We start from the raw sequence: 20,750 nt of genomic DNA, 5'->3' as shown, positions 1-20,750 counted from the left end.
AACGGTCTTGTGACCTTCAGGTTATCGCGACCGTTCCCTGCATTTTTTATTTAAAAACACTTTTCAAAAACAGCAGAACCTTTTCCTTAACCTCGTCCGACGCTTTGCCGCGCAGGATGCCGTGATGATCGGCGGAAATCTGTACCAGTTGTTTATCGGCGGCGCCCAATCGCGCATAGATATCCGCCCCGCTTTCCGGATGAACCACGGGATCATCCGACCCCTGAATCACCAGAACCGGACTTTTAACATCACCGAGCCGGGATTTGACATATTTCATCAGGCGTTCCAGTTCATACACACCGCGCACGGGATTACGGCTGTAATTGATATGAGGGTTTTCGGGTTCATTAACGATATATTCTTTTTTGCCCCGCTGCAGGTGCAAAAGGGACAGGAATTTATTCCACCCGACAACCAGGGGAGAATACTTTGCCGATGAATCCTGCAGCCGGGCGGGACCGTTGATCGAAATAACGCCGGCAAAGCATCCCGGCTTATTGGCCGCCTGCAGGAGCGCAAGGCCCGCGCCCGTGGAAAATCCGATGATCGCGAAAGATTTCATGGTGTTCTTCATGATGATATAAGCCCGGTTCACGGACTGATACCACTCCTGCCATTCCTGCGCCGCCAGATCCTCGGGAGACGTGCCATGTCCCCGCAGTCTGGCGCCGTAAACGCTGTAGCCGTTTTTATACAGAAATTCCGCCAGCGGCTGAATTTCCTCCGGCGCGGCCATATAGCCGTGGACCAGAATGACGCCCCGGGTACCGAAAAAACGCTTCTGCAAAAAAGGTTCGCCGATCGATTTCGCTTTGCTCTCGCTTTCCACATAATGCCGCGAGTAATCCGTCTCAAAAATCTGCCGGTCCAGTTCCAGAAATTGTTTTCTGATTTTCTGCCGGATCAATCCCGAAGGGAACAGCATCAGGTAATCCAGCCGGTTGGTCAGTTTTTTCAGGGGTTCAATTTCATTTTTGAGCACCTCGATAATATTATCCTGGCGGATGGTATGCAGCTCATGCGGCTTGCTGAACCGTTCCTGGTTTCTCGTGATGATGCCGTCCTGACGCGACAGGAGATTATCGGCAATCGCGTCTCTGATGAAATTTTCATATTTCTCGTGAACATCATCGCTCAGCAGATGGTTTTGATGATGGTTCAGCGTTTGATGATAATTGGAAATGCCCGTCTTCAGCAGATGGTCCACCGCCAGATAGATGCGGTTTTTAAAGTCGCTTTCGGCAAAACTGTTTTTTATGTACTTCATCATGATGTAGGAAGCCAGATGGTCATGATTGACCGTCGTCATCTCATAGATGGCATGCATATATTCATACATCATATCGACATAAATCTTCTTGAAGGATACAACATGTTTTAATTCAGCCGGGTCCAGATAAAGCCCCGAATCCGTCAGCATCTTCTGAATACCGGCACCTTCCGCCAGGTATTTCTTTACCGGTATCGGGGTTCCCATATTAATATCCATATCCACGCCGTCCATGACCATCGAACCTTCCACCTGCATCTCTTCCTTCATGCGGAGGGAAATATCGTGAACAAAGCGGTTGATCAGCCTGCTGATGGCGTTGTCCCTCGCGCGGACCGGATAGTACGTGATGTTGACCGGCACAATGAATGTTTCTCTGCCGAGAATCCTGTCCACGTCCGCCGGATCAAAACCGAAATGCGCGGCAATGGCGGCAATGGATTCCGCATCATTTCGTTCACGCAACAGCCTCAGTTTTTCACGGATAAACTGCGACCGGAGCGCAATGCGCCCCGCGCCCGTATGCGGCGGCCGGCGGCCGGTGGCGGTGTTGATCAGATATTTGCCTTTTTCGATAATTTTTTTATCCTTGATCATCTGTCCTTCGGGGAAAATAATCACCGGGTGGCTGTCGGTAAGCAGCGCATTAATCAGAATCTTGTCCCGGTTGGGATCAGACGTGGAAATTCCGCCGCCGCGATCCATGATTTCACCAAGCTTCCCGATAAAGAAGGAGGAATCCGCCAGAGAGAGCGGATATTTCTTGATATGCTTCTTGATGACATACGGCATGATGATGGTTTCCATGCGCGTAAAATGGTTGACCACGTAAACAACCGGCTGATCCGGCACATTTTCCGTGCCGTGCATGCGGACGTCCGTGCCCGAAGCCTTGAAAATAACATCCAGCGCGATCATGATGCTGCGGATCATGGCATGGGAGATTCTTGAGGTCAGGTGTTGCTGATGGTTCGTTTCCACAGAAAATCCTCCAGCACACACTTCAAAATATCCGGCTTGTTCGTGAAAATGCCGCTGACGCCCCGGGACAGCAGCCGCGCCATTATCTTTGCATCATTGACCGTATAGACATTCACCGGGATGCCGTGCTGCGCAAGGTCGGCCAGCCATGTTGCGCCAAGCTCCCGCACGGAGCAGTTGAAAGCATCGGCGCCCAGTGATTCTACAATCTGCGAAGGCAGCGAGGACCCGTAATATTTTTTTTCAAACAGGACGGCAACAGGCGCCAGGCAGTCGATTTGCTTGAGATGGCAAATGGCGCGGGGATCGAAACTGGAAAACACGACATGATCGCGCATCCCGGTTTGATCGACAATTTTCAGACAGGCTTCTTCTATCCCGCCGGAAACGGCATCTGCCACCGCCTCGGTTTTGATCTCAATGTTAACGGCAATTTTGTTCTTACAGAGTTTCAGAACTTCCGCAAGCGAAGGCACGCGGACACCCGCAAATTTTTTATCGAACCAGCTCCCGGCATCCAGTTTTTTCAGACGGGCAAAGGTGTAGTCGGCAATCACTCCCTTACCGTTTGTGCAGCGGTTTATTTTTTCATCATGAAAAACAACGACCTCGCCGTCCGCCGTAAGTTGGATATCGAGCTCCACCATGTCGGCTTCCATGCTGATCGCGGCCGCAAACGAGACAAGGGTATTTTCCGGATAATAAGCCGACGCGCCCCGATGAGCGATAATGGTGAAATCGTCTTTGCATTGACGGGAAGGTCCGGTCATTTTTAACACCGCAATAAAAATATACTGAAACTGATATTCTCCATCGTGCCTTGCCGCATCCGAAAAAAAGGACAGGGAGTCCGTTTACAGAAAACTTCCGTTAATTATAGACTTGTATGAACCTGACGATTAATTTGTAGCACATTTAAGTAGAGAGTTCTTCAATTTTTTATTGTTTACAAAACATATCGAAATTGTTATCTAGTGTGAACACTTAAACCGGTATCCACAATTTTTTTAATTCAAATTCTTCAGGAGGGTAATCATGAACGTACTCGGCATTTTGGGAAGCCCGCGAATCGGCGGCAACAGCGATGTTCTTTTAAGCCAGGCGCTGGCCGGCGCTAAAGATGCCGGGGCGGATTCCGTGGAAAAAATTATCCTCGATCGCAAGCACATTTCCGGCTGCAAGGACTGCAAAAAATGCAACAAAATGGGTGTCTGCGCCGTCAAGGACGATATGCAGGAAATCCAGAAAAAAATTCTGGACGCCTACGCCGTCATCCACAGCTGCCCGGTTTACTTCTGGTCAATGACCGCACAGATGAAAGCGTACTTGGACCGGTGGTGCGTTTTCTTTGACGAAGAATGGCGCTGGCAGAAGATTTACTATCCGAAAATGCGCGCCAAGCGCATCGGCCTGATCACCGTCTGCGGAGACCCGAACGTGCACACGGCCGACCCGATTGTCCACAGCTTCAAGTCAACCGCGGAGTTGACAAAATTAACCTGGCTCGGCGCCGTCATGGCCTCCGCCACCAACAAGGGGGACATTACCAACAATGAAAAGGCCATCAAGGAGGCCTTTGAGCTGGGGAGAAAAGCGGCCACGCCCTGAGCGCATTTTAATAATGACGCACCACCGGAAAAACGGATAATTTTTTACAGGAAAATTCGAGGAAGTTGATCAGAAACCGGCGAGGGATGCATGACCGGGCAGGTGGCTTGTGGTGATACCGGGTTCATTTTTTGTCCATCATTGACCAGCAAATTATCACGGGCGATATAGACAAATAGCAGGAGAAAGGATCTCTATCTTTGGATCAACCCCGCATTCTCATTGTCGATGACAGTGCCACCATCCGGAAAGCGCTGAACAGGCAGATGGAGGCTTACGGCGCCAGAGTCACCCAGGCGGAAGATGGAGAACAGGCCTGGGAAGCGGCGCTGATTGCCGATTTCGATCTGATCATCACCGACGTGGAAATGCCGAGGCTGGACGGCTTCGGCCTTTGCCGGCGCCTGAAGAGCAACGTCCGCACACGGGGCATACCCGTCATCATCCTCAGTTCACTCGATGCGGACAAGGACATTGAACAGGGATTTAAGGTGGGCGCCGCCGCTTACATTTCGAAGTCGGAAGCCCCCGGTCATTTAAACAGCACGATCGAAGATGTGCTCAAGCAGTTCAGTTTTTCCCACAGCCGCCGCATTTTAGTGGTGGATGATTCTCCGACTATCCGCAAGCTGGTCTCGAAAGCGCTTGAAGAAGCCGGTTTCCAGGTGATGACCGCGGAAAACGGGAAGCATGCTTTCATCCGCATTGCTGAACACCGGCCCGACCTGATTATCAGCGACATCAACATGCCCGAAATGGACGGGATTGAATTCTGCAAAGCCATTCATGCCGATCCCCACCTGGCCGTCATTCCCTTCGTCATCATGAGCGCCAACAGCGACCGGGCCATCATGCGCCGCCTTCTTTCCTGGGGAGCGTCCGCTTATCTGGTCAAACCCTTTAATCTGGAACAAATCGTGATCACCGTCGAGCGGCTGCTCTCGCATCAGTTTCTGATTCTGCTCAAAGAAAAAGAGCGCCTCGATGCCGAACAAAAAATAATGCTGGCCGGCATCACCAGCCTCATTGCCGCGCTGGAAGCCCGCGATCCCTACACAAAGGGTCATTCCGAAGCGGTTGCCAGGCTTGTAACACAAATCGGACGGCAGATGGACGCCGGTGAGGACACTATCGATTCCCTGATCATCGCCGCCAAGCTCCATGACATCGGCAAAATCGGCATCCCCGATGCCATCCTGCTGAAACCCGATCAACTGACCGAAGAAGAATTCTGCATCATCCGGAAGCATCCCGTAATCGGAGCCTCCATTCTGGGAGCCATCCCCAGCCTTCAGCCTCTTCTGCCCGTCATTCTTCACCACCACGAACGATTTGACGGCAAGGGCTATCCCGACGGACTTAAAGGTGAGGAGATCCCGCTCTGGGCCAGAATAGCGGCGGTGGCCGATACTTATCACGCCCTGACCAGCGATCGTCCCTACCGCCGGGGCATGAGTCATGAAGAGGCCATGATTATTATTAAGAACGTCCGGGGAACACAGCTTTGCCCGGATTGCGTCGATGCGTTCAGCCAGCTCTCCCCTTTCCAGGTCGCTGAATTCCTTCCTTGATTTGGCATCGTTGAACGCCGGCTTCAAACCCGCTGTTGATCGCACACAACACCTGCCGTGTAATGGTTGACATCCATAGTCTTCTATCGTATCATCTGCGTCCTTGTTACACAAAACAGGATGGTGGAACGATGAAGTTCTTCCCCAAACTCACCCTTGGCATGCTGGCGCCTTTTGCCGCCGTCGTCTTTGGCGCCGCAATGTTTCTCTTCGAACCGCTGCCGCTGCAGGTGCTGCGAAACGCTGTTTTCGATCAATACCAGCGCTGGCATCCCCGGCTGTATCAACCTGCCCCGGTGCGCATCATTGATGTTGACGAAGAAAGTCTGAAGCGGCTGGGCCAGTGGCCCTGGCCGCGCACGCGGGTCGCTGAACTGATCCGGCGCCTCCGCAAGGATGGTGCAGCTACGATCAGTCTGGACATTGTCTTTGCCGAACCGGACCGGACATCGCCGAAATCGATGTCCGCTACCTGGAATCTGCCCGGTGATGTCCGCCGCCGGCTGGCAAACATCCCCGATCATGATGAGGTGCTGGCTGAAACCGTGTCGCAGGGACTGGTTGTACTGGGCTTTGCGGCTGAGCAGGGCGATCCGGCACGATCGCTCCCGCCGCGTCCTTTTCGAACGGTCTTTTCAGGAGAATCTCCTCTTCCTTTCCTGCACACATTTTCCAGCGCGCTGACATCGATTCCATCGCTCGCGGGCGCAGCCGAAGGAAGCGGAGCCCTGACGTTTATCCCGGATTCGGATGGCGTCGTCCGCCGCATACCATTGATGATCAGACTGCACGATCAGGTGATGCCGTCGCTTGCCGCCGAATCCCTGAGAGTAGCCCAGGGGCAGCGCAATTACATTTTAAAGACTCTGGAACAAAAGGGAACCGGCCTTCAGGAAGTCCGGATTGGCGCCATGACGGTACCGACAACACCCCGGGGAGAAATCTGGGTGCACTATACCCGCCCCGTCCCGGATCGTTACATTCCGGCGTGGAAAGTTCTTGACGGCAAGGTGACCCGGGAACAGGTGGAGGGTCATATTCTGCTTATCGGCACGTCGGCGCAGGGGCTCATGGATCTCCGGTTCAGTCCGATGGGGATGATCATTCCGGGAGTCGAGGTGCATGCCCAGGCGCTGGAACAGATTTTCTCGGGGACCTATCTCACGCGCCCGTCATGGGCAGGGGCCATCGAAGCCCTGGTTATTGTGCTCGGAGGACTGATCCTTGCGATCATTGCTCTTGCCACGCCGGCCCTCGTCTCGGCCGGCATCACCGCTTTGGTTCTTTTCGCCGCCTTCTGGGCCGCCTGGACGGCATTTATCCGTTACGGTCTGCTTTTGGACCCTGTCACGCCGGGACTGGCGCTTCTGATCACCTTTATACTGGGCAGTGTTATTCACCACATGACCAGCGAGCGCCGTCAGCGCTGGGTCCGGGAGGCTTTTTCGCGCTATGTCTCTCCCAACCGCGTTGATTATCTTGTTGATCACCCCGACCAGCTGGAATTGGGGGGACGGCGTCAGGAGTGCAGCTTCATTTTTACGGACCTCACCAGTTTTACTGCTCTCATGGAAAAAATGGACCCGGCGGATGCGGTGGCGATCCTCAACGCCTATCTCGACCGGATGATTACGATTGCCTTTCATCACGGCGGCACCCTGGACCGGATTGTGGGAGACGCGGTTGCCATTATGTTCTCGGCGCCGGTTATCCAGCCGGATCACCGCGCGCGGGCGCTTCAGTGCGCGCTGGAAATGCACGCTTTTGCGACGTCCTATGCGAATGAATATAACGCAAAAGGCATTCCCTTCGGGCAGACCCGCCTCGGCATCCACACAGGCGAGGTCATCGTCGGAAACTTCGGCGGTTCAACCATGTTTGACTATCGCGCGCTGGGTGACGCGGTGAACACAGCATCCCGGCTCGAAAGTGTCAACAAACATCTGGGGACCCTGATCTGCGTTTCCGGGGCAACCCTGCAAGGCTGCCCCGATGCTGTTGTTCGCCCCGTGGGATCCCTGGTTTTGAAGGGTAAAACACAGCCCCTGATGGTCTATGAACCAATCACGGGATCAGAACCACGGCGCGACATCGCTTACGAAAAGGCCTTTGAACTGCTGAAGAACAGTGATCCGCTGGCCCGAAAAGCTTTCGAACAGCTGGCTATGGAAAGACCACGGGATCCGCTGGTCGGTCTTCATCTGGAGCGGTTGCAGAAGGGCGAACAGGGTGATATAATCATTTTTGATGAAAAATAGAGAGGCTATCCGGGCGGAAGAATCCGGCGGATACCGCATCAGGGTGCCGGGGAACGGCATCATCAACGCTGAAAAGCGGCCGTGCATCAGGCAAGGCGCACCGAACCGCAAATGCAAAACAGGAGGAACAAATAATGATCCGCTTCATCATGGTAATCACAATGCTGCTTATGGCTGTGTCCGCTGCATGGGCACAGGATACAATCGGATTCGTCAAAACGGTATCGGGCAGCGCGGCGGTGATCGATTCCGGAAAGCCGGTTACGGCCCAGGTCGGCACGCCCGTTAAAATGGGGAACACATTGAAGACCGGTTCCAAAGGAACCATGGGTGTGACTTTCAGGGACAACACCGTTATGTCTTTCGGACCGGATACCGAACTGACGGTGGATGAATACCTCTATTCGCCGGGGACAGGAAATCTGAAATTCGGGACAAGCATGTCGAAAGGCTCCATGCAGGTGGTGTCGGGCGTAATCGCCAAACTCAAGCCGAAAGCCGTGACCGTCAAGACGCCGGCGGCCATGATCGGTTGCCGCGGAACACATTTTCTGGTCAAGGTCGAGCCGTCGGACGGGAGGGAACAATAATGATTCGCAACTTAAGAACCGGATTCGCCGTTTTTGCCGTCCTGCTTATTGTGATGGGCTGCTCGTCACAGAAATCGTATGTCGTTCTGATGGACAACGCGGATGGAACGATAGGAAAACTGGCGGTAAGCGGTGTTAAGGACGGCGCAACCGATGCAAAAACCGAGGTCCTTCTTGCAACGCCCCGCACCGGCGTTGACCTTGATGGTAAGGCAGGCACGCCTTACGCGGTAGATGAAAACAGGATCAAACGGGACTTCGGCGACGCCATCGCCGCACAGCCGCCGCTTCCGGTTAGCTTCATGCTCTACTTCAAGGCCGGCGGCACGGAGCTGACCGCCGAGTCGGACGCCCTGAAACCGGCGATTCTAGCCGCAGTCAAAAGTCATCCGGCGCCCGATGTATCGGTGATCGGCCACACCGACACCATGGGAGACGGCGACGCCAACGAGAAACTCGGATTGGAACGGGCGCAGATTGTCGCGGACATTATCAGGGCGGAAATTAAAAAAGCGGAAAGCATCAGGAAAGACGACGTTCATATAACGATTGCATCTCATGGCGAAAGAAATCTGCTTGTCTCCACACCGGATAACACGCCGGAACCGAAAAACCGGCGCGTGGAGATCACGGTTCGCTGATACCGCATAAAAACAATTGCGGAAAACACGAACCCCGGAACATGGGTAAGCCTGCGCGACTGATTCAGTCGAAAGGAGTCAGCATGTCCCGCATCTCTGGTCTGAGTTTGCGTTTTCACAACTTTGTCATCTTGATTCTTCTGGGCATCGTTCTGATGATCACCGCCCTGGTCCTCATCGGCGGTTTGATCATTGAGGCGCGAAGCCAGGTCATCTACGTGATGATCGCTCTTCTTCTGGTCATGATCCCCCTCTCGGTTATCGGCGCGCGCCGGATTGGACGCTCTCTTTCCATCCTTGCCGCGGACGCGGAGCAAATCGCAAATCTGGATTTCACAGGCGAGGTTGATCCCCGGCCTACCATCCTCCATGAAGTCAACATTCTGGGGCAAGCCCACAAGGCCATGAAGCGCACGCTCGATCAACACACCAAAGCCCTGACGGTGGCCGAACAGAAACTGGCCAGCCTGGTGGAAACCGGCATCCTGCTGTCACGGGAGCGCAACTGGCAAACACTGCTCAGGCATATTCTGGAAAGCGGGAAGCAATTGTGCAACTGTGATGCCGGAACAATGTACCTGAAAACCGATCATAACACACTGGTCTTTGCGTTGCGCACCAAGGACGACCTGCTGCCCTCGATGGAGATTCCGCTTACGGACCCGGGCACGGGCGCGCCAAATGAGAAATACGTGGCGACCTATGTGGCACTGCATAACGAAACCGTTATCATCGACGATGTCTACGCTGAAAAGCGGTTTGATATGAGCGGCTCACACCACTTCGATGACCGGACCGGATACCGGAGCTTATCCATGCTGACCATCCCCATGTCTCCGCGCGAAGGAGAGGTCATTGGCGTGTTGCAGTTTCTGAACGCCCTGGATCCGGGCAGCGGAGCAGTCATCGCGTTTCCGAAAGAACTGGTGGGGTTTATGCAAGCACTTGCCTCGCAGGCGGCGGTCGCCCTGGAAAACAGCAATCTGCTTGCGGCACAGCGTGCGCTGGTCGATTCGATGATTAAACTTGTGGCGGGTGCAATTGATGCGAAGAGTCCTTATACCGGCGGCCATTGTGAACGGGTGCCGGAACTGGCCGTCATGCTGGCCCGGGAGGCGTCCAGTGTCAGGGAGGGGCCGCTCGCCGGTTTCGATTTTCATTCTGATGAAGAATGGCGGGAGTTCCGGATCGGCGCCTGGCTGCATGACTGCGGCAAAGTCACTACCCCCGAATACGTGGTCGACAAAGCAACCAAGCTCGAAATGATCTACAACCGAATCCATGAGGTGCGCGCGCGATTCGAGGTCTTGTTGCGCGATGCCGAGATCACATCTCTCAAGGCAATCCAAAATGGAGCCGATCCCGCTGCAACTGCGCAGAAATTCCATGAACGGCACATGCAGTTGATCGCCGATTTCGCATTCCTGGCGGAATGCAACATGGGCGGTGAGTTCATGGCGCCGGAGCGGATCGACCAGATTAACAGGATTGCCGGTCAGACCTGGACGCGCCATTTTGACGACCGCCTCGGCCTGTCACACGAAGAATTACAGCGATATGAAAGCATGCCTGTCTCCGCGCTGCCTGCGGTTGAAAACCTGCTTGCCGATAAGCCCTGCCACATCATCCCCCGGGGCGTCGGCAACGTACCCGATCCCCACTACGGCTTCAAGATGAAGGTGCCGGAACATCTTTATAACTTTGGCGAGGTACAAAACCTGTGCGTGGAGAAGGGCACGCTCACCGAAGAGGAACGTTTCAAGATCAATGAGCACGTTATCCAGACTATCGTCATGCTGGAGGCGCTGCCTTTTCCCAAGGAGCTTTCGAGAGTTCCTGAATACGCGGGCAGCCATCATGAAACCCTGACGGGTTCCGGGTACCCTCTCGGGCTTACGAAGGACGATCTATCCATCCCGGCCCGCATCATGGCGATTGCCGATATTTTCGAAGCCCTCACCGCTTCTGACCGCCCGTATAAAAAAGCTAAGACGCTCTCCGAATCGGTGAAAATCCTTTCCTTCTTCAAGAAGGACAAACACATCGATCCCGATCTGTTCGACCTGTTCCTGACTTCGGGCGTTTACCTGCGCTACGCCAGCCGTTATCTCAGGCCGGAACAAATCGATCATGTCGATATTTCAAAGTATCTGGGCTGAAGTAAGGGATATATTCAAAAAAGCGGAATCCGTTTTTACTCCTGAGGGAGCTGGATGCTGAAACAGCTTCCCGCACCTGAAGGGCCGTCCTCGACCCAAATGGAACCACCGTGCGCCTCCACCGCCATGCGGCAGAAGGTCAGCCCCAGCCCCGTGCCAATGCGCCTCTCGTGCACCGCATCTTTCACCTGCGTGAACTTTTCGAAAATGCGTTCGCGTTCCTCGGGTGGAACACCCGGCCCGGCATCAATAACGCTGATGCGGACGGCCCGGTTGTTGAGCGATTGGGCCGTGATTTCGATTTGGCTGGAAGGGGGCGCAAATTTAAACGCATTGTCCAATAAATTAGCCACCACACGCCTCAACACTTCGCGGTCGGCTTTGATGATCAAACCCGGCGTCGTCTGATTAACAATTTTAACATCACCTTTCACAATCGGCTGCTGTATATCGATCACATCCGCCAACAGGATCGAGAGGTCAAATTCCTGGATATTCAAAACCAATTTACCGGCTTCCAACCGGGCAATATCCAGCAGGGTGGAAATCAGTTGATTCATGCGCAATGCGGCGCCGCTGGCCAGTTTGGACAGGTGCATGAAAGCATCCGGGTCATTGACCTGATCCTTCATGCTTTCCATCAGGCTTAGGACCATCATGACCGTGTTCAACGGATTGCGCAAATCATGAACCACCATGGCCTCAAGCTCTTCACGCAGGCGCAGCAGCTCCTGCAGCTGTTCTTTTTCTTCGCCCAGACTGGCAAGGCGCTTCTGCATCTGCTGATAGGTTTTTCCGAACTGAATCCGCGCCCGGTCCGCGGAAATCACATGTTCGCGACTGGTCAAGGTCATATTCTCAACCAGAGGCAAGGAATCGGCCAGCAGAGCCCGGAATTTGAGTGTGGGAATGTATGAAAGCACGACCTGCGATGAGGCAATCAGGGTGGCTGAACGGGGTTGCTGGGTAATGGCGCCCAACTCGCCCAGCAGTTCTCCTGCTCCGACGCCGTTGAGCAGGTGGGGGTCCGCGCTGCCTTCTCGCACGTATACCGTCAAACTGCCGCTCATGACGTAGTATACCGCATCACTGGCATCTCCCTGGCGAAACAGTACGTCTCCTTTTTCCAGAATCATCTCGGTGCCATGGTCCTGAAACAAACGCTTGATGTCCGATGGAATCATCATTGCCATTCCCCCTCATGCGCAAAATACAAACATAAAACGTATATACTTCTTTTTTACCGGTTGCCACCGGTTCTATGGGTGAAGTCCGGGCTATGATGAAAGCGCGCCTGCCGCATCAATAAGGAATATGATACATTTTTACATAGACGCCGGGATTCGTATCCAAAAAATGTTTAAGGTCGGCATGCTCGATGCAGTAAAGGCATGTCTCTTCTTTCGCGACAAATGAAAATGTTTTTTTATCTTTTCCTTCAAAGAGATCCTTCACGCCAAACAGACCGCCTTTGATCAACGTGTCAATCAATACTCGTCCCTGGTAGACATCGACGCTTCCCTCACCGACAAGATAAGTGAATCCCGCCGCCGAATTTTTACCGGCGATAATATCTCCCGGATGGAAGGAATGAGCAAAAGGTCTGATCAGTCCGTGAAGCCGGGTTTTCTGCGTTGCCGTTAAACTGCCGAGGATTGGATTATTTTTCAGGGTTTTCCGCAGTTTGACATTCTGAAAATCAGCAATCTGATGCAGCAGGTATTCACTTTCCGTTCCGCGTATCAGGCTCAACATTTCATCTTTCCGAATGGTGAGCAGTTTTACATCCGTTCGGGAGGTTGCCGTTGCCGTGCGGTTTTCATCCAGAAACAGGCTCTTTTCCCCGAAATAGCCGCCGACATCGTATGTCGTGATCATCTTGCCGCCCAGAGTAATATCCACAATGCCGCTCATCACCACGTAGAACTTATCCCCTTTGTCCCCTTTACTGAAGATGACGTCGGACGCCTTGTAATGTTCAACCCCGGCAACCAGTAAAAACTCCCTGGCCTTTTCAAAGGCCAGGTTCTCAAACAGTTCTACGCGGGAAAAGGTGTCCAGCATTTCAATAGCTTCATCATGCGGAATGGACTTGACGTCCAGTTCGATGGTGTTGGCCAACCCTGTGGGGGCGATACGCAGACTGCTTTCGCAGGGGATGCTCTCGGGATTTACATGGACCAGATACATTCGCTTCCGGATGTCCGCAGGCAGGTTGCAAAGAAAGTCAAGCGGCGTATGGATAGGCGGTATGCCCGCTTCGTGAAAAATGACATCCCGATCCCAGGGGAAATTCACCAGAGAGTCCCGGCGGCTTTTCGTCAGAATACCCTCCGCGTACAGTTGTTCAATATATTGCGGATCGTTCATTGTATCTGAACTGTATACCATGCTCTTTCCGGACAAAGAGGCCTGGATGGAAATGGTCGGAATGGAATGAAGGGTATAATTAAAATTGAATTTGCCCCCGCTGATGATCATGGGCTTCCCGATGCAGACGGGGTAAAAATGAACCAGCCTCTTGAGCCGCGACTCTTCAATACCCGTCAAAGCCCCGGCCTTTTTCATAAAGCTGTTATAAATGGTGCTCGTTGTGTACAGGTTGATTTTTCCTTCATGAAGAATCTTCTGCAGCGTTCCCGCATCGTGATCCGCATGACAGTGCGTCAGGATGACACTATCGATCCATTTTGGACCGACGCCTAAGGCCAGCAGTTTCTCGGTGGAATCAACAGGAGGATCCACCATAATCCCCCGCCGGCTTACCCAGATGATCAGCCCTGATGTATCCGCTTCAGGATCGAAGCCATGACCGGCCCCAAGGGTTGTCACGCCGAATAAGGGCGGCCGGAAATTGAGTTTGGAACGGGCAGCCGCCGCTTTACGGACCATAACAGACACATCCCTGCCGACAAACGCGATCTCCTTTCCCTTTTCATAGACTCTTAAATTATCATCGCTGTCAAACTGGACATCAATCCCGTTATAGGATGCTCTCCCGTGATCATCCAGAACGCAGAAGTCTATCAAGTCCTCCAGGTCCACGCTGCCCTCCGGGCCCATGGACTTTCTGAAATGGTTCATTTCCGCTCTCAGATCCGGAAAACCCGGCGTATTCTCTCCGTCTGCATATTCATTAACGTAGTCCATTGTTTCCGGCCCGAACAGGGCTTCCGAGATGACCGTTTCAATTCTTTTCCGTTGGCCTTCATGGCAGATGATTCTTGTTTTTTCCTTCTTGATAAAGAAATTGTAATAGACGGGAAATTCCATCTCGGCCAGCGCGACCCCGTAATGCAGATCAAACATATCCCCGGGCACAATATACGTATCAGGCACGCCGCCCTTAAGCTTCATCGTATCTTTTATTGTTTCCGGTGGAATTCCCAGCTGGATGTTTCCGGTAGACGCCGGAATCAAAATGCCTCCGCGAGATAAGAAAATCAGAGACCCCTTTTTTTCAGCCATGATCCCGTCTCCTTTTCATGAATGAGCATTGATGAAGGTCATGAATCCTGTATCTTCCATGGTAGTTCTTATAACAGAGAAGTCCTCGAATAATCAATAAAAAGCCGAAGGCTTTACAACACACGAATCCTCAGACTGTCCGCCGGTGGGCGGAGTGCTTGAACAACCCTGAAAAATAATGTAATATATTGAAATCAAGATTGAAACGGCGCTGAGCACGAAGTTCGCCATTTGCAATAAGGGCGAAAAGGAGGAAAGATGAAAAAGCACATCATTTTTTTGTTCTGTGTTATGGCAAGCATGTTGATGATAACGGACAGCGGATGGGCGTTTTCCTGCGGAACCGGTCTCATCACACTTGGCGATTCCAAAACAAAACTGCTCTTCACCTGCGGAGCCCCTACATCCAAAGAATCCATCTGCCTTGAGCGCCATAGAGAAACAGGATTATGCATCAACCGGGGTCAGGCCTGGAAATATAACTGCGGCGACAATGATTTTTTTTACTCACTGGTTTTTGATGAAAGCGGCAATTTGATCAAAGAAGAAACTGAAGGGCGAGGCATGGGCAAATCCGATTGCGGAGGAAAGCTCTCCAGATAAAGTCTAAACGGACCGGTCAGGAAAATCAGTACAGCGGGAAGCACCTGATCAAAGCAATCAGCTTTCAGCGATTGTCCGTTTCATTCTTTGCTGAACATAAAACCGATAACCGCCAGAACAACAATAAGCAGACCAAACCCGAAATAAGCAAACGTGTAGTTGTTTAAGATAAGGTCTCCATTGTCGGAGAAGAAACCGGGATTCAAAAAAAAGCCCCAGTAAAGCGTGAAACAATAATTGATGATCAGGGCAACTTTTATCCGTCCAAAAAATAATGTCACCGTGCTGATTCCCAGCAGCAAAGCCACCTGAGAAAGAGGAACCGCGATTTGTGTGCCCAGAATTATTTCCATGGGTTAATTATACATAATAAGTTTTCTCTTGTCCACGACTACTATGTCGCGAGACGGCAAAAACTTTCTTCTTTTTATGACCTGCATGCCGTAAAACAACTAATCCGCTGCAAACATAAAGGAGGTTTATTTCATCTTTTTCAACCGGATAATGTTGTCGAGGATCAGCATCTTGTTTTCCAGTTTCCACTTCCGGGAAACCGGCGCGGCGCCGGTCAGATTCAGGATCAGGATGTCGTTGTTGACGGTGTAAGTCCCTTTCTGGGCGGCAATGACCGGATTCACGGAACCTTTGGGAAGCGTCTTCAGGACTTCCGGCGTCAATCGGGAAACAAAATCAAATGTATTATTTTTGTTCAGGGTAAGCTTGAACCGCGCCTGCGGCAGTCCATCCTGAAAACCCTCCCAGGTTCCGACCAGCTCTTTGACAGAGACATTTTTCATGACCACGGGCGCATCGGGTTTCGCGCCCTTCGATTCAAGAAGGGTGATGATGGCGGTTTTACCGGAACGTTTCGCGTAACTCATGGCCGTTTCACCGGCGCCGTTTCTCAGGTTCACATCGGCGCCCTTTTCAATCAGCAATTCGGCAACTTCGTCATGCCCACGGCCTGCGGCCAGCATCAAAGCCGTTTCTCCCCCGTGTTTTACCATATCGGGTTTCGCGCCTCTCTCCAAAAGCAAGGAAACCTTTTCGAGAGCCTGTTTTTGATCAGCGCACATAGCCGCGGCAATTAACGCGGTTCGGCCGTCGGAGGCCGGGAAATCAATATCCGCTTTATTGTCCAATAAAATGGTCATGATCCTGATGTAGCTTTTGTGTTTAAAAGGGTCGGGATTGCCGGCTGCCATAACCAACGGCGTCAGATTACTTGCCGGAGATTTTACATCGGTCACGGCGCCTCCTTCCATCAGAACCTGGACCATTTCCGGATCCGTGACAATTACGGCCGCGATCAGCGGTGTGTAACCGGCTTTGTCCTGAATTTCCGTTTTAGCCCCGCGCGACATGAGGTATTTGGCCGCATCGATTTTTTTTGACATGGCGGCGACATATAGCGCGGTACGGCCGCTGGCCGGGGATAAAAGGTTGATATTTGCTCCATTGTCCAGGAGGAGTCCGATGGCCTCAACAAAATCATAGTGGGTGGCGTTATGCAGGGCTGAATAATCACCGCCCGCATAGTTCACCTTGGGTTTGAAGGTGAGAAACTTTTCCAGATACTTCAACACCACGGCCTGATCTTTATTCTTCCAGCCAATGGCCGCGATGAGCGGGGTGGTTCCGTTGTTGTCCGCCTTGTTAATGTCCGCGCCATTTTTGACTAGGAAATCCAGCACGTCATGTCTCTTGTGTAAAACGGTGGTGGTCAGCACCGATGCGCCTGTTTTGTCCGGCAGGTTGATTTTTGAGCCGTGGCTGTAGAGAAGCTTGACCATCTCCAGGTTTTCATTGGCCACAGCAAACCAGAAGGCGGTTTTGCCTTCTCTTTCCTTCAGAAGGACATCGGGTTTTTTGGCCTGGGCCAGAAGCAGCCGGACGGTATCCGGATGATTCATGGCGGCGGCCAGAATCAGCGCTGAATTCCCCTGGGACAGCGGCGCGCCATTGGTCCGATCCCTGGCATTGATATCGGCGCCTTTTTTCAGCAGAAGATCGACGATTTCCGTTTGTCCGTTTTCCGCGGCTATCAGCAGGGGCGTACGTTCCCACGTATTGCCGAATCCATCCTCACGGGTGCCTCTCTTGTTGACGTCCGCCCGGGACGATTGAATGATCGCTTTGGCGACATCCCATCTTTTGCCATAAGAGAGCGCAAAGCACAGCGGGGTTTCCTGTTCCCAGACCGCGTTTGCCTCGCCTTTGTCTATCGCGGCTTTGACCCTGTCAATGCTGTCGTTAATAATGGCCTGGTAAATCGCCGGCCGGGATGATTGTCCGGCTTGTGCATAAAACGGCATAATCGCGCCGCATGCAAAAAGTAGAATGGCCATTGTATGAAAATATCTTCTCACTTGGTTTTCCTCCGGATTTCATTATAAAAACGACGTGATTGTTACAGGAATTGTACGTGCGATGCAAGGTTAAATAAACTTCCGGGCGGAGCAATGATCGCAAAATATGAACAAATAAATCTCAAGCGGGCACAGGGAAGGCGGCGCGGGAACCGGTCTTATCCGCATCATATGAAGTTACAAAGAGCAGTGCGAAGATTGTTAATACATAGATCCACCGCTTTGCTTGAGACTCCAGCCACTGGTGCACACATTACATAAACTGTCACACATCTTCTGAGGGCTAAACCAATCAGTCTGTGACGGTGTCTTTTTCAAAGACCCGGCAACGCATTCTATGGTACTGCCGATCGCTCGCGTACACACCCATGACTGGGAATTCATGCATCCTACATTAATTGTTAATACCGTGCGGTTGTAATTACAAATATCGGAGGCCGCCTGACAGTAATATTGCTCTGTGGCACCAGGTGTAATATCCATCAAAAAAAATACGATCAACACCATGACCATCATCAGGGACTTTTTATTCATCTTAATAATGCCCATAAATTTTTCTCCTTCCCCTGTCACCACATTCTGCTTCTCTAAAATAACCATGTTTCCATAATCCGTATTTTAACTGTGCCCTCACAGCTCTTGCTGCTATTTTAAGGATTCCAGGACTTTTTTCTGCATGGCATCAAAATAGTCGTCGGCCTCCTTAATGCTGGCAAAGAGAGTCATCCCGTGCAGCAGATTGGCAATCTCCAGCACCTTTTTAATTTGCGGCTGCATATTGACGATGAAGACCTTGCCACCCTGGGTTTCCATAATTTGTCTCGTTTTAAGGATTACTCGCAGGCCCATGCTGCTGATATAATCCAGATTGGACATGTCCATTACGATGCTCTTGGTCGCGGGAATCAGAATGGGGGTGATTTTTGCTTCACAATCGGCATAGGTGATACTATCGAGCCGGCCGTTTAAAGTAACAACATAATAACCGGGCATTTTGTTTTCAATATTCATCATCAGGGACATTTCTTTTTCTCCTTTTTCATTTGAGTCGTAAGAGAGCGGTTACTTCCGATATCCTGGTTGACTTTTTTTCGACGTTACCATCTCATTGATATTCCAACTGATGCGGTTCGTAATATAGCAGAAAGCGGCAAAATGGACAAACAGGATTTCAGGATAGAAAATAATTATTGCCATCAGAAATCAGTGATTGTTTTGATTGCTTATGACGGCAGACTTGAAATGAAATTTTTTCAGGTTTTCATTACACTTGATACCAAAACAACTTCATACATAACTGAAATGATCCAAGGCAAAAACACGAGCTGTTAGCGCTTCTTATTCTTTTAGATAGAACTGGTTCATTACTTTTTCAGTCGGGTTACAAATTATATTGAACGAACAGCCTCTGCATGTAACTTTATACCCAGGGCGCCAAGTACCTTAAGAATAGTATCAAATTCCGGACTTCTTTCACCGGATAGAGCTTTATATAAACTTTCACGCGACAACCCGGCATCTCGCGCCACTTGAGACATACCTTTAGCTTTTGCAATGTCTCCCAATGCCTTTGCGATAAATGCCGCATCACCGTTCGATTCTTCGATACACATTTCCAGATAAGCGGCCATCTCCTGAGGTGTACGAAGGTGCTCGGATACATCATATTTGGTAGTAACTGTTCTTGCCATAATCAACTCCTACAAATTTCTTGCTAAGCGAATTGCGGTTTTAATGTCTTTTGCCTGTGTACTTTTATCTCCACCAGCCAGCATGATTATCATTGTGCGCTCACGCTTAATATAATAAACCCGATAGCCGGGACCATGATTAATACGCATTTCAGAAACGCCTTCACCTACGGGCTTAACATCTCCGGGATTGCCCATAGCTAATCTCTCGATTCTTGCCTGAATACGCGCACGGCCATGAACATCCTGCAGACCATCAATCCACTTGGCGAATATGGCGGTTTTGCGAATTTCAATCATGAACTTAATGTAGCCCAATGGCTACACTTTGTCAAATAGATTCTTAGGTTTGTTGTGATGCCCAACGATGAAATCAGCCGTAGCGTAATCGATCGGCTGTATTGATTTTGTTAACTATTTTTAATATTTGCAATTTACACATCTAAACCTCATTTCGAAATTACCTTTTCAATCTCAAACGTTTTTCTAGAATAATCTGTCCAAGCTATCTTACCCCTGTAACTTTTAAGACGTTCTATTGAAGCAGACAAATACACATTACTCCCTGTTTTTTTCTGAATATTTATCGATTCTTCTTGAATCTTTACGGCATCTTCAAATCTTCCTGTTTCCGCATATGCTGCAGCCAATGTGTCTAATGTTCCTGCTGAACGAGATACCACCACAGCTTTCTCTGCTAGTTGTACAGATTTTTCACCGTTTCTATATGGTTTTTCGGAACAAGTGGCGAGCAGCCATGCATAATCATTTAAGGCTGTAATATTTGAAGGATTCAATTTAAAGGCCTTTTCTAAGTCAAAAATCGAATTCTTGAAATTCCCAATAACAAACCAATAATTTGCCCGTTTTAAATATAGCCACTCATTCTTTTGATCAATTGTTAATGCCTTGTCATAATCAGCAATAGCAAGGTCATACTCTTTTTTGTCAAAATAAATATCCCCTCTCAGGCCATATGCAAGAGGATGCCCTGGATTTATCTCCATTCCTTTATTTATATCAACTATTGCCTTTTCAATATCTCCAATCTCCTTCCAAGCAAGGCCTCTATTAAAATATGCCCCCGCAAGATTAGGATTCAGTCCAATAACTTTTGTAAATAGATCAATAGCTGCGGGATATTCTTTTTTCGCCAGAGCAACACTGCCAAGGCCGAAATAAGCTTCGGCACTATCTTTGTTACGTTTTAATTCATGTTCAAAATATTCCTTTGCTCTATCCAATTTGCCGGACGATAAACGCGAATTGCCCAGATTTATATAATATTTGTCATAGTCTTCACAACTACACAAAAATACGGAAAAAATAATTAAAGAAAATATAAAGTAAAACTTTTTACAAAGAAAACCTTTCATAATCACCTCTACAGTTAACAATTAATCTACCGTGGCTGGTATTTTCCGATTTTTCGTTATCTTTATACTCTCTTTAAAAAAGAATCGAAAGTGAAAATATGTTTAAAATCAAAGGGAATGAAATTTAGGCACTCGGCATTTCACGGTAATAAAGACCAAAAG

At 50.6% G+C, this 20,750-nt stretch carries 18 protein-coding genes; 7 read left to right on the top strand and 11 right to left on the bottom strand.

Features of this window, described 5'->3' with window-relative positions; genetic code table 11:
- Positions 1 to 46: 46 nt before the first annotated feature.
- On the bottom strand, positions 47 to 2,254 hold the full coding sequence (locus CVU71_04950; protein ID PKN19724.1) for a hypothetical protein: 2,208 nt from the start codon (positions 2,252 to 2,254) through the stop codon (positions 47 to 49).
- Complete coding sequence (locus tag CVU71_04945; protein PKN19723.1) at positions 2,227 to 3,024, bottom strand: hypothetical protein; 798 nt, start codon at positions 3,022 to 3,024, stop codon at positions 2,227 to 2,229. The genes CVU71_04950 and CVU71_04945 overlap by 28 nt, the downstream gene beginning before the upstream one ends.
- A 265-nt stretch (positions 3,025 to 3,289) precedes the next feature.
- Between CVU71_04945 and CVU71_04940 the strand changes: the two genes are divergently transcribed.
- The 6 genes from CVU71_04940 to CVU71_04915 all read left to right on the top strand — a co-directional run bounded on the left by CVU71_04940 (position 3,290) and on the right by CVU71_04915 (position 11,081).
- Positions 3,290 to 3,862 carry a hypothetical protein gene (locus CVU71_04940; GenBank protein PKN19722.1) on the top strand — a complete coding sequence of 191 codons (573 nt, stop codon included), beginning with the start codon at positions 3,290 to 3,292 and terminating at the stop codon, positions 3,860 to 3,862.
- Positions 3,863 to 4,062: 200 nt separating this feature from the next.
- Positions 4,063 to 5,433 carry a two-component system response regulator gene (locus CVU71_04935; protein ID PKN19721.1) on the top strand — a complete coding sequence of 457 codons (1,371 nt, stop codon included), beginning with the start codon at positions 4,063 to 4,065 and terminating at the stop codon, positions 5,431 to 5,433.
- Positions 5,434 to 5,468: 35 nt separating this feature from the next.
- Positions 5,469 to 7,691: an adenylate/guanylate cyclase domain-containing protein gene (locus tag CVU71_04930; protein PKN19720.1), complete on the top strand. Its 2,223-nt coding sequence runs from the start codon at positions 5,469 to 5,471 to the stop codon at positions 7,689 to 7,691.
- A gap of 134 nt (positions 7,692 to 7,825) precedes the next feature.
- Positions 7,826 to 8,281: a hypothetical protein gene (locus CVU71_04925; GenBank protein ID PKN19719.1), complete on the top strand. Its 456-nt coding sequence runs from the start codon at positions 7,826 to 7,828 to the stop codon at positions 8,279 to 8,281.
- On the top strand, positions 8,281 to 8,922 hold the full coding sequence (locus CVU71_04920) for an OmpA family protein (protein PKN19718.1): 642 nt from the start codon (positions 8,281 to 8,283) through the stop codon (positions 8,920 to 8,922). Before CVU71_04925 ends, CVU71_04920 begins: the two co-directional genes overlap by 1 nt.
- 83 nt (positions 8,923 to 9,005) lie before the next feature.
- On the top strand, positions 9,006 to 11,081 hold the full coding sequence (locus CVU71_04915; GenBank protein ID PKN19717.1) for a diguanylate cyclase: 2,076 nt from the start codon (positions 9,006 to 9,008) through the stop codon (positions 11,079 to 11,081).
- A 35-nt stretch (positions 11,082 to 11,116) separates the two neighbouring features.
- Here CVU71_04915 and CVU71_04910 read toward each other — a convergent pair whose 3' ends face one another.
- Both CVU71_04910 and CVU71_04905 read right to left on the bottom strand, forming a co-directional pair.
- On the bottom strand, positions 11,117 to 12,274 hold the full coding sequence (locus CVU71_04910) for a hypothetical protein (protein PKN19716.1): 1,158 nt from the start codon (positions 12,272 to 12,274) through the stop codon (positions 11,117 to 11,119).
- Between the two features lie 109 nt (positions 12,275 to 12,383).
- A complete protein-coding gene (locus CVU71_04905; GenBank protein PKN19715.1) occupies positions 12,384 to 14,549 on the bottom strand; it encodes a cAMP/cGMP-dependent 3',5'-cyclic-AMP/GMP phosphodiesterase in 2,166 nt (721 codons plus the stop codon).
- A 258-nt stretch (positions 14,550 to 14,807) separates the two neighbouring features.
- Here CVU71_04905 and CVU71_04900 point away from each other — a divergent pair, with 258 nt between their 5' ends.
- Entirely contained in the window at positions 14,808 to 15,152 is a 345-nt protein-coding gene (locus CVU71_04900) for a hypothetical protein (protein PKN19714.1), read from the top strand.
- Positions 15,153 to 15,232: 80 nt separating this feature from the next.
- Here the strand turns inward: CVU71_04900 and CVU71_04895 are convergent, their stop codons facing one another.
- From CVU71_04895 to CVU71_04865, 7 genes are all read right to left on the bottom strand, one after another.
- Positions 15,233 to 15,505: a hypothetical protein gene (locus CVU71_04895; protein ID PKN19713.1), complete on the bottom strand. Its 273-nt coding sequence runs from the start codon at positions 15,503 to 15,505 to the stop codon at positions 15,233 to 15,235.
- Positions 15,506 to 15,631: 126 nt separating this feature from the next.
- Positions 15,632 to 17,500, bottom strand: coding sequence for a hypothetical protein (locus CVU71_04890; protein PKN19712.1), 1,869 nt, complete (start codon positions 17,498 to 17,500; stop codon positions 15,632 to 15,634).
- Positions 17,501 to 17,722: 222 nt separating this feature from the next.
- The gene (locus CVU71_04885) at positions 17,723 to 18,121 is read right to left on the bottom strand and encodes a hypothetical protein (GenBank protein ID PKN19711.1); all 399 of its coding nucleotides are present in this window, start codon (positions 18,119 to 18,121) and stop codon (positions 17,723 to 17,725) included.
- 45 nt (positions 18,122 to 18,166) lie between these two features.
- A complete protein-coding gene (locus tag CVU71_04880) occupies positions 18,167 to 18,544 on the bottom strand; it encodes an anti-sigma factor antagonist (protein ID PKN19710.1) in 378 nt (125 codons plus the stop codon).
- A 365-nt stretch (positions 18,545 to 18,909) separates the two neighbouring features.
- Positions 18,910 to 19,212, bottom strand: a complete 303-nt coding sequence (locus CVU71_04875) for a putative addiction module antidote protein (GenBank protein ID PKN19709.1) — start codon at positions 19,210 to 19,212, stop codon at positions 18,910 to 18,912.
- A gap of 9 nt (positions 19,213 to 19,221) precedes the next feature.
- On the bottom strand, positions 19,222 to 19,512 hold the full coding sequence (locus CVU71_04870) for an addiction module antitoxin RelB (GenBank protein ID PKN20077.1): 291 nt from the start codon (positions 19,510 to 19,512) through the stop codon (positions 19,222 to 19,224).
- 149 nt (positions 19,513 to 19,661) lie between these two features.
- Positions 19,662 to 20,588, bottom strand: coding sequence for a hypothetical protein (locus tag CVU71_04865; GenBank protein PKN19708.1), 927 nt, complete (start codon positions 20,586 to 20,588; stop codon positions 19,662 to 19,664).
- Positions 20,589 to 20,750: the final 162 nt, after the last annotated feature.

Source organism: Deltaproteobacteria bacterium HGW-Deltaproteobacteria-6, assembly GCA_002840435.1.
Lineage (GTDB): Bacteria > Desulfobacterota > Syntrophia > Syntrophales > Smithellaceae > UBA8904.
The sequence above is the reverse complement of the archived record's forward strand: the minus strand, read 5'-3'. Positions and strand labels throughout refer to the sequence as shown.

What these genes read in the sequence shown, in the direction of transcription:
- CVU71_04875 (PKN19709.1), bottom strand. Translation starts at nt 19,212, where the DNA reads ATGGCAAGAACAGTTACTACCAAATATGATGTATCCGAGCACCTTCGT.
- CVU71_04920 (PKN19718.1), top strand. Translation starts at nt 8,281, where the DNA reads ATGATTCGCAACTTAAGAACCGGATTCGCCGTTTTTGCCGTCCTGCTT.
- CVU71_04940 (PKN19722.1), top strand. Translation starts at nt 3,290, where the DNA reads ATGAACGTACTCGGCATTTTGGGAAGCCCGCGAATCGGCGGCAACAGC.
- CVU71_04905 (PKN19715.1), bottom strand. Translation starts at nt 14,549, where the DNA reads ATGGCTGAAAAAAAGGGGTCTCTGATTTTCTTATCTCGCGGAGGCATT.
- CVU71_04925 (PKN19719.1), top strand. Translation starts at nt 7,826, where the DNA reads ATGATCCGCTTCATCATGGTAATCACAATGCTGCTTATGGCTGTGTCC.
- CVU71_04880 (PKN19710.1), bottom strand. Translation starts at nt 18,544, where the DNA reads ATGTCCCTGATGATGAATATTGAAAACAAAATGCCCGGTTATTATGTT.
- CVU71_04885 (PKN19711.1), bottom strand. Translation starts at nt 18,121, where the DNA reads ATGGTTATTTTAGAGAAGCAGAATGTGGTGACAGGGGAAGGAGAAAAA.
- CVU71_04915 (PKN19717.1), top strand. Translation starts at nt 9,006, where the DNA reads ATGTCCCGCATCTCTGGTCTGAGTTTGCGTTTTCACAACTTTGTCATC.
- CVU71_04945 (PKN19723.1), bottom strand. Translation starts at nt 3,024, where the DNA reads ATGACCGGACCTTCCCGTCAATGCAAAGACGATTTCACCATTATCGCT.
- CVU71_04910 (PKN19716.1), bottom strand. Translation starts at nt 12,274, where the DNA reads ATGGCAATGATGATTCCATCGGACATCAAGCGTTTGTTTCAGGACCAT.
- CVU71_04870 (PKN20077.1), bottom strand. Translation starts at nt 19,512, where the DNA reads ATGATTGAAATTCGCAAAACCGCCATATTCGCCAAGTGGATTGATGGT.
- CVU71_04865 (PKN19708.1), bottom strand. Translation starts at nt 20,588, where the DNA reads ATGAAAGGTTTTCTTTGTAAAAAGTTTTACTTTATATTTTCTTTAATT.
- CVU71_04895 (PKN19713.1), bottom strand. Translation starts at nt 15,505, where the DNA reads ATGGAAATAATTCTGGGCACACAAATCGCGGTTCCTCTTTCTCAGGTG.
- CVU71_04900 (PKN19714.1), top strand. Translation starts at nt 14,808, where the DNA reads ATGAAAAAGCACATCATTTTTTTGTTCTGTGTTATGGCAAGCATGTTG.
- CVU71_04890 (PKN19712.1), bottom strand. Translation starts at nt 17,500, where the DNA reads ATGGCCATTCTACTTTTTGCATGCGGCGCGATTATGCCGTTTTATGCA.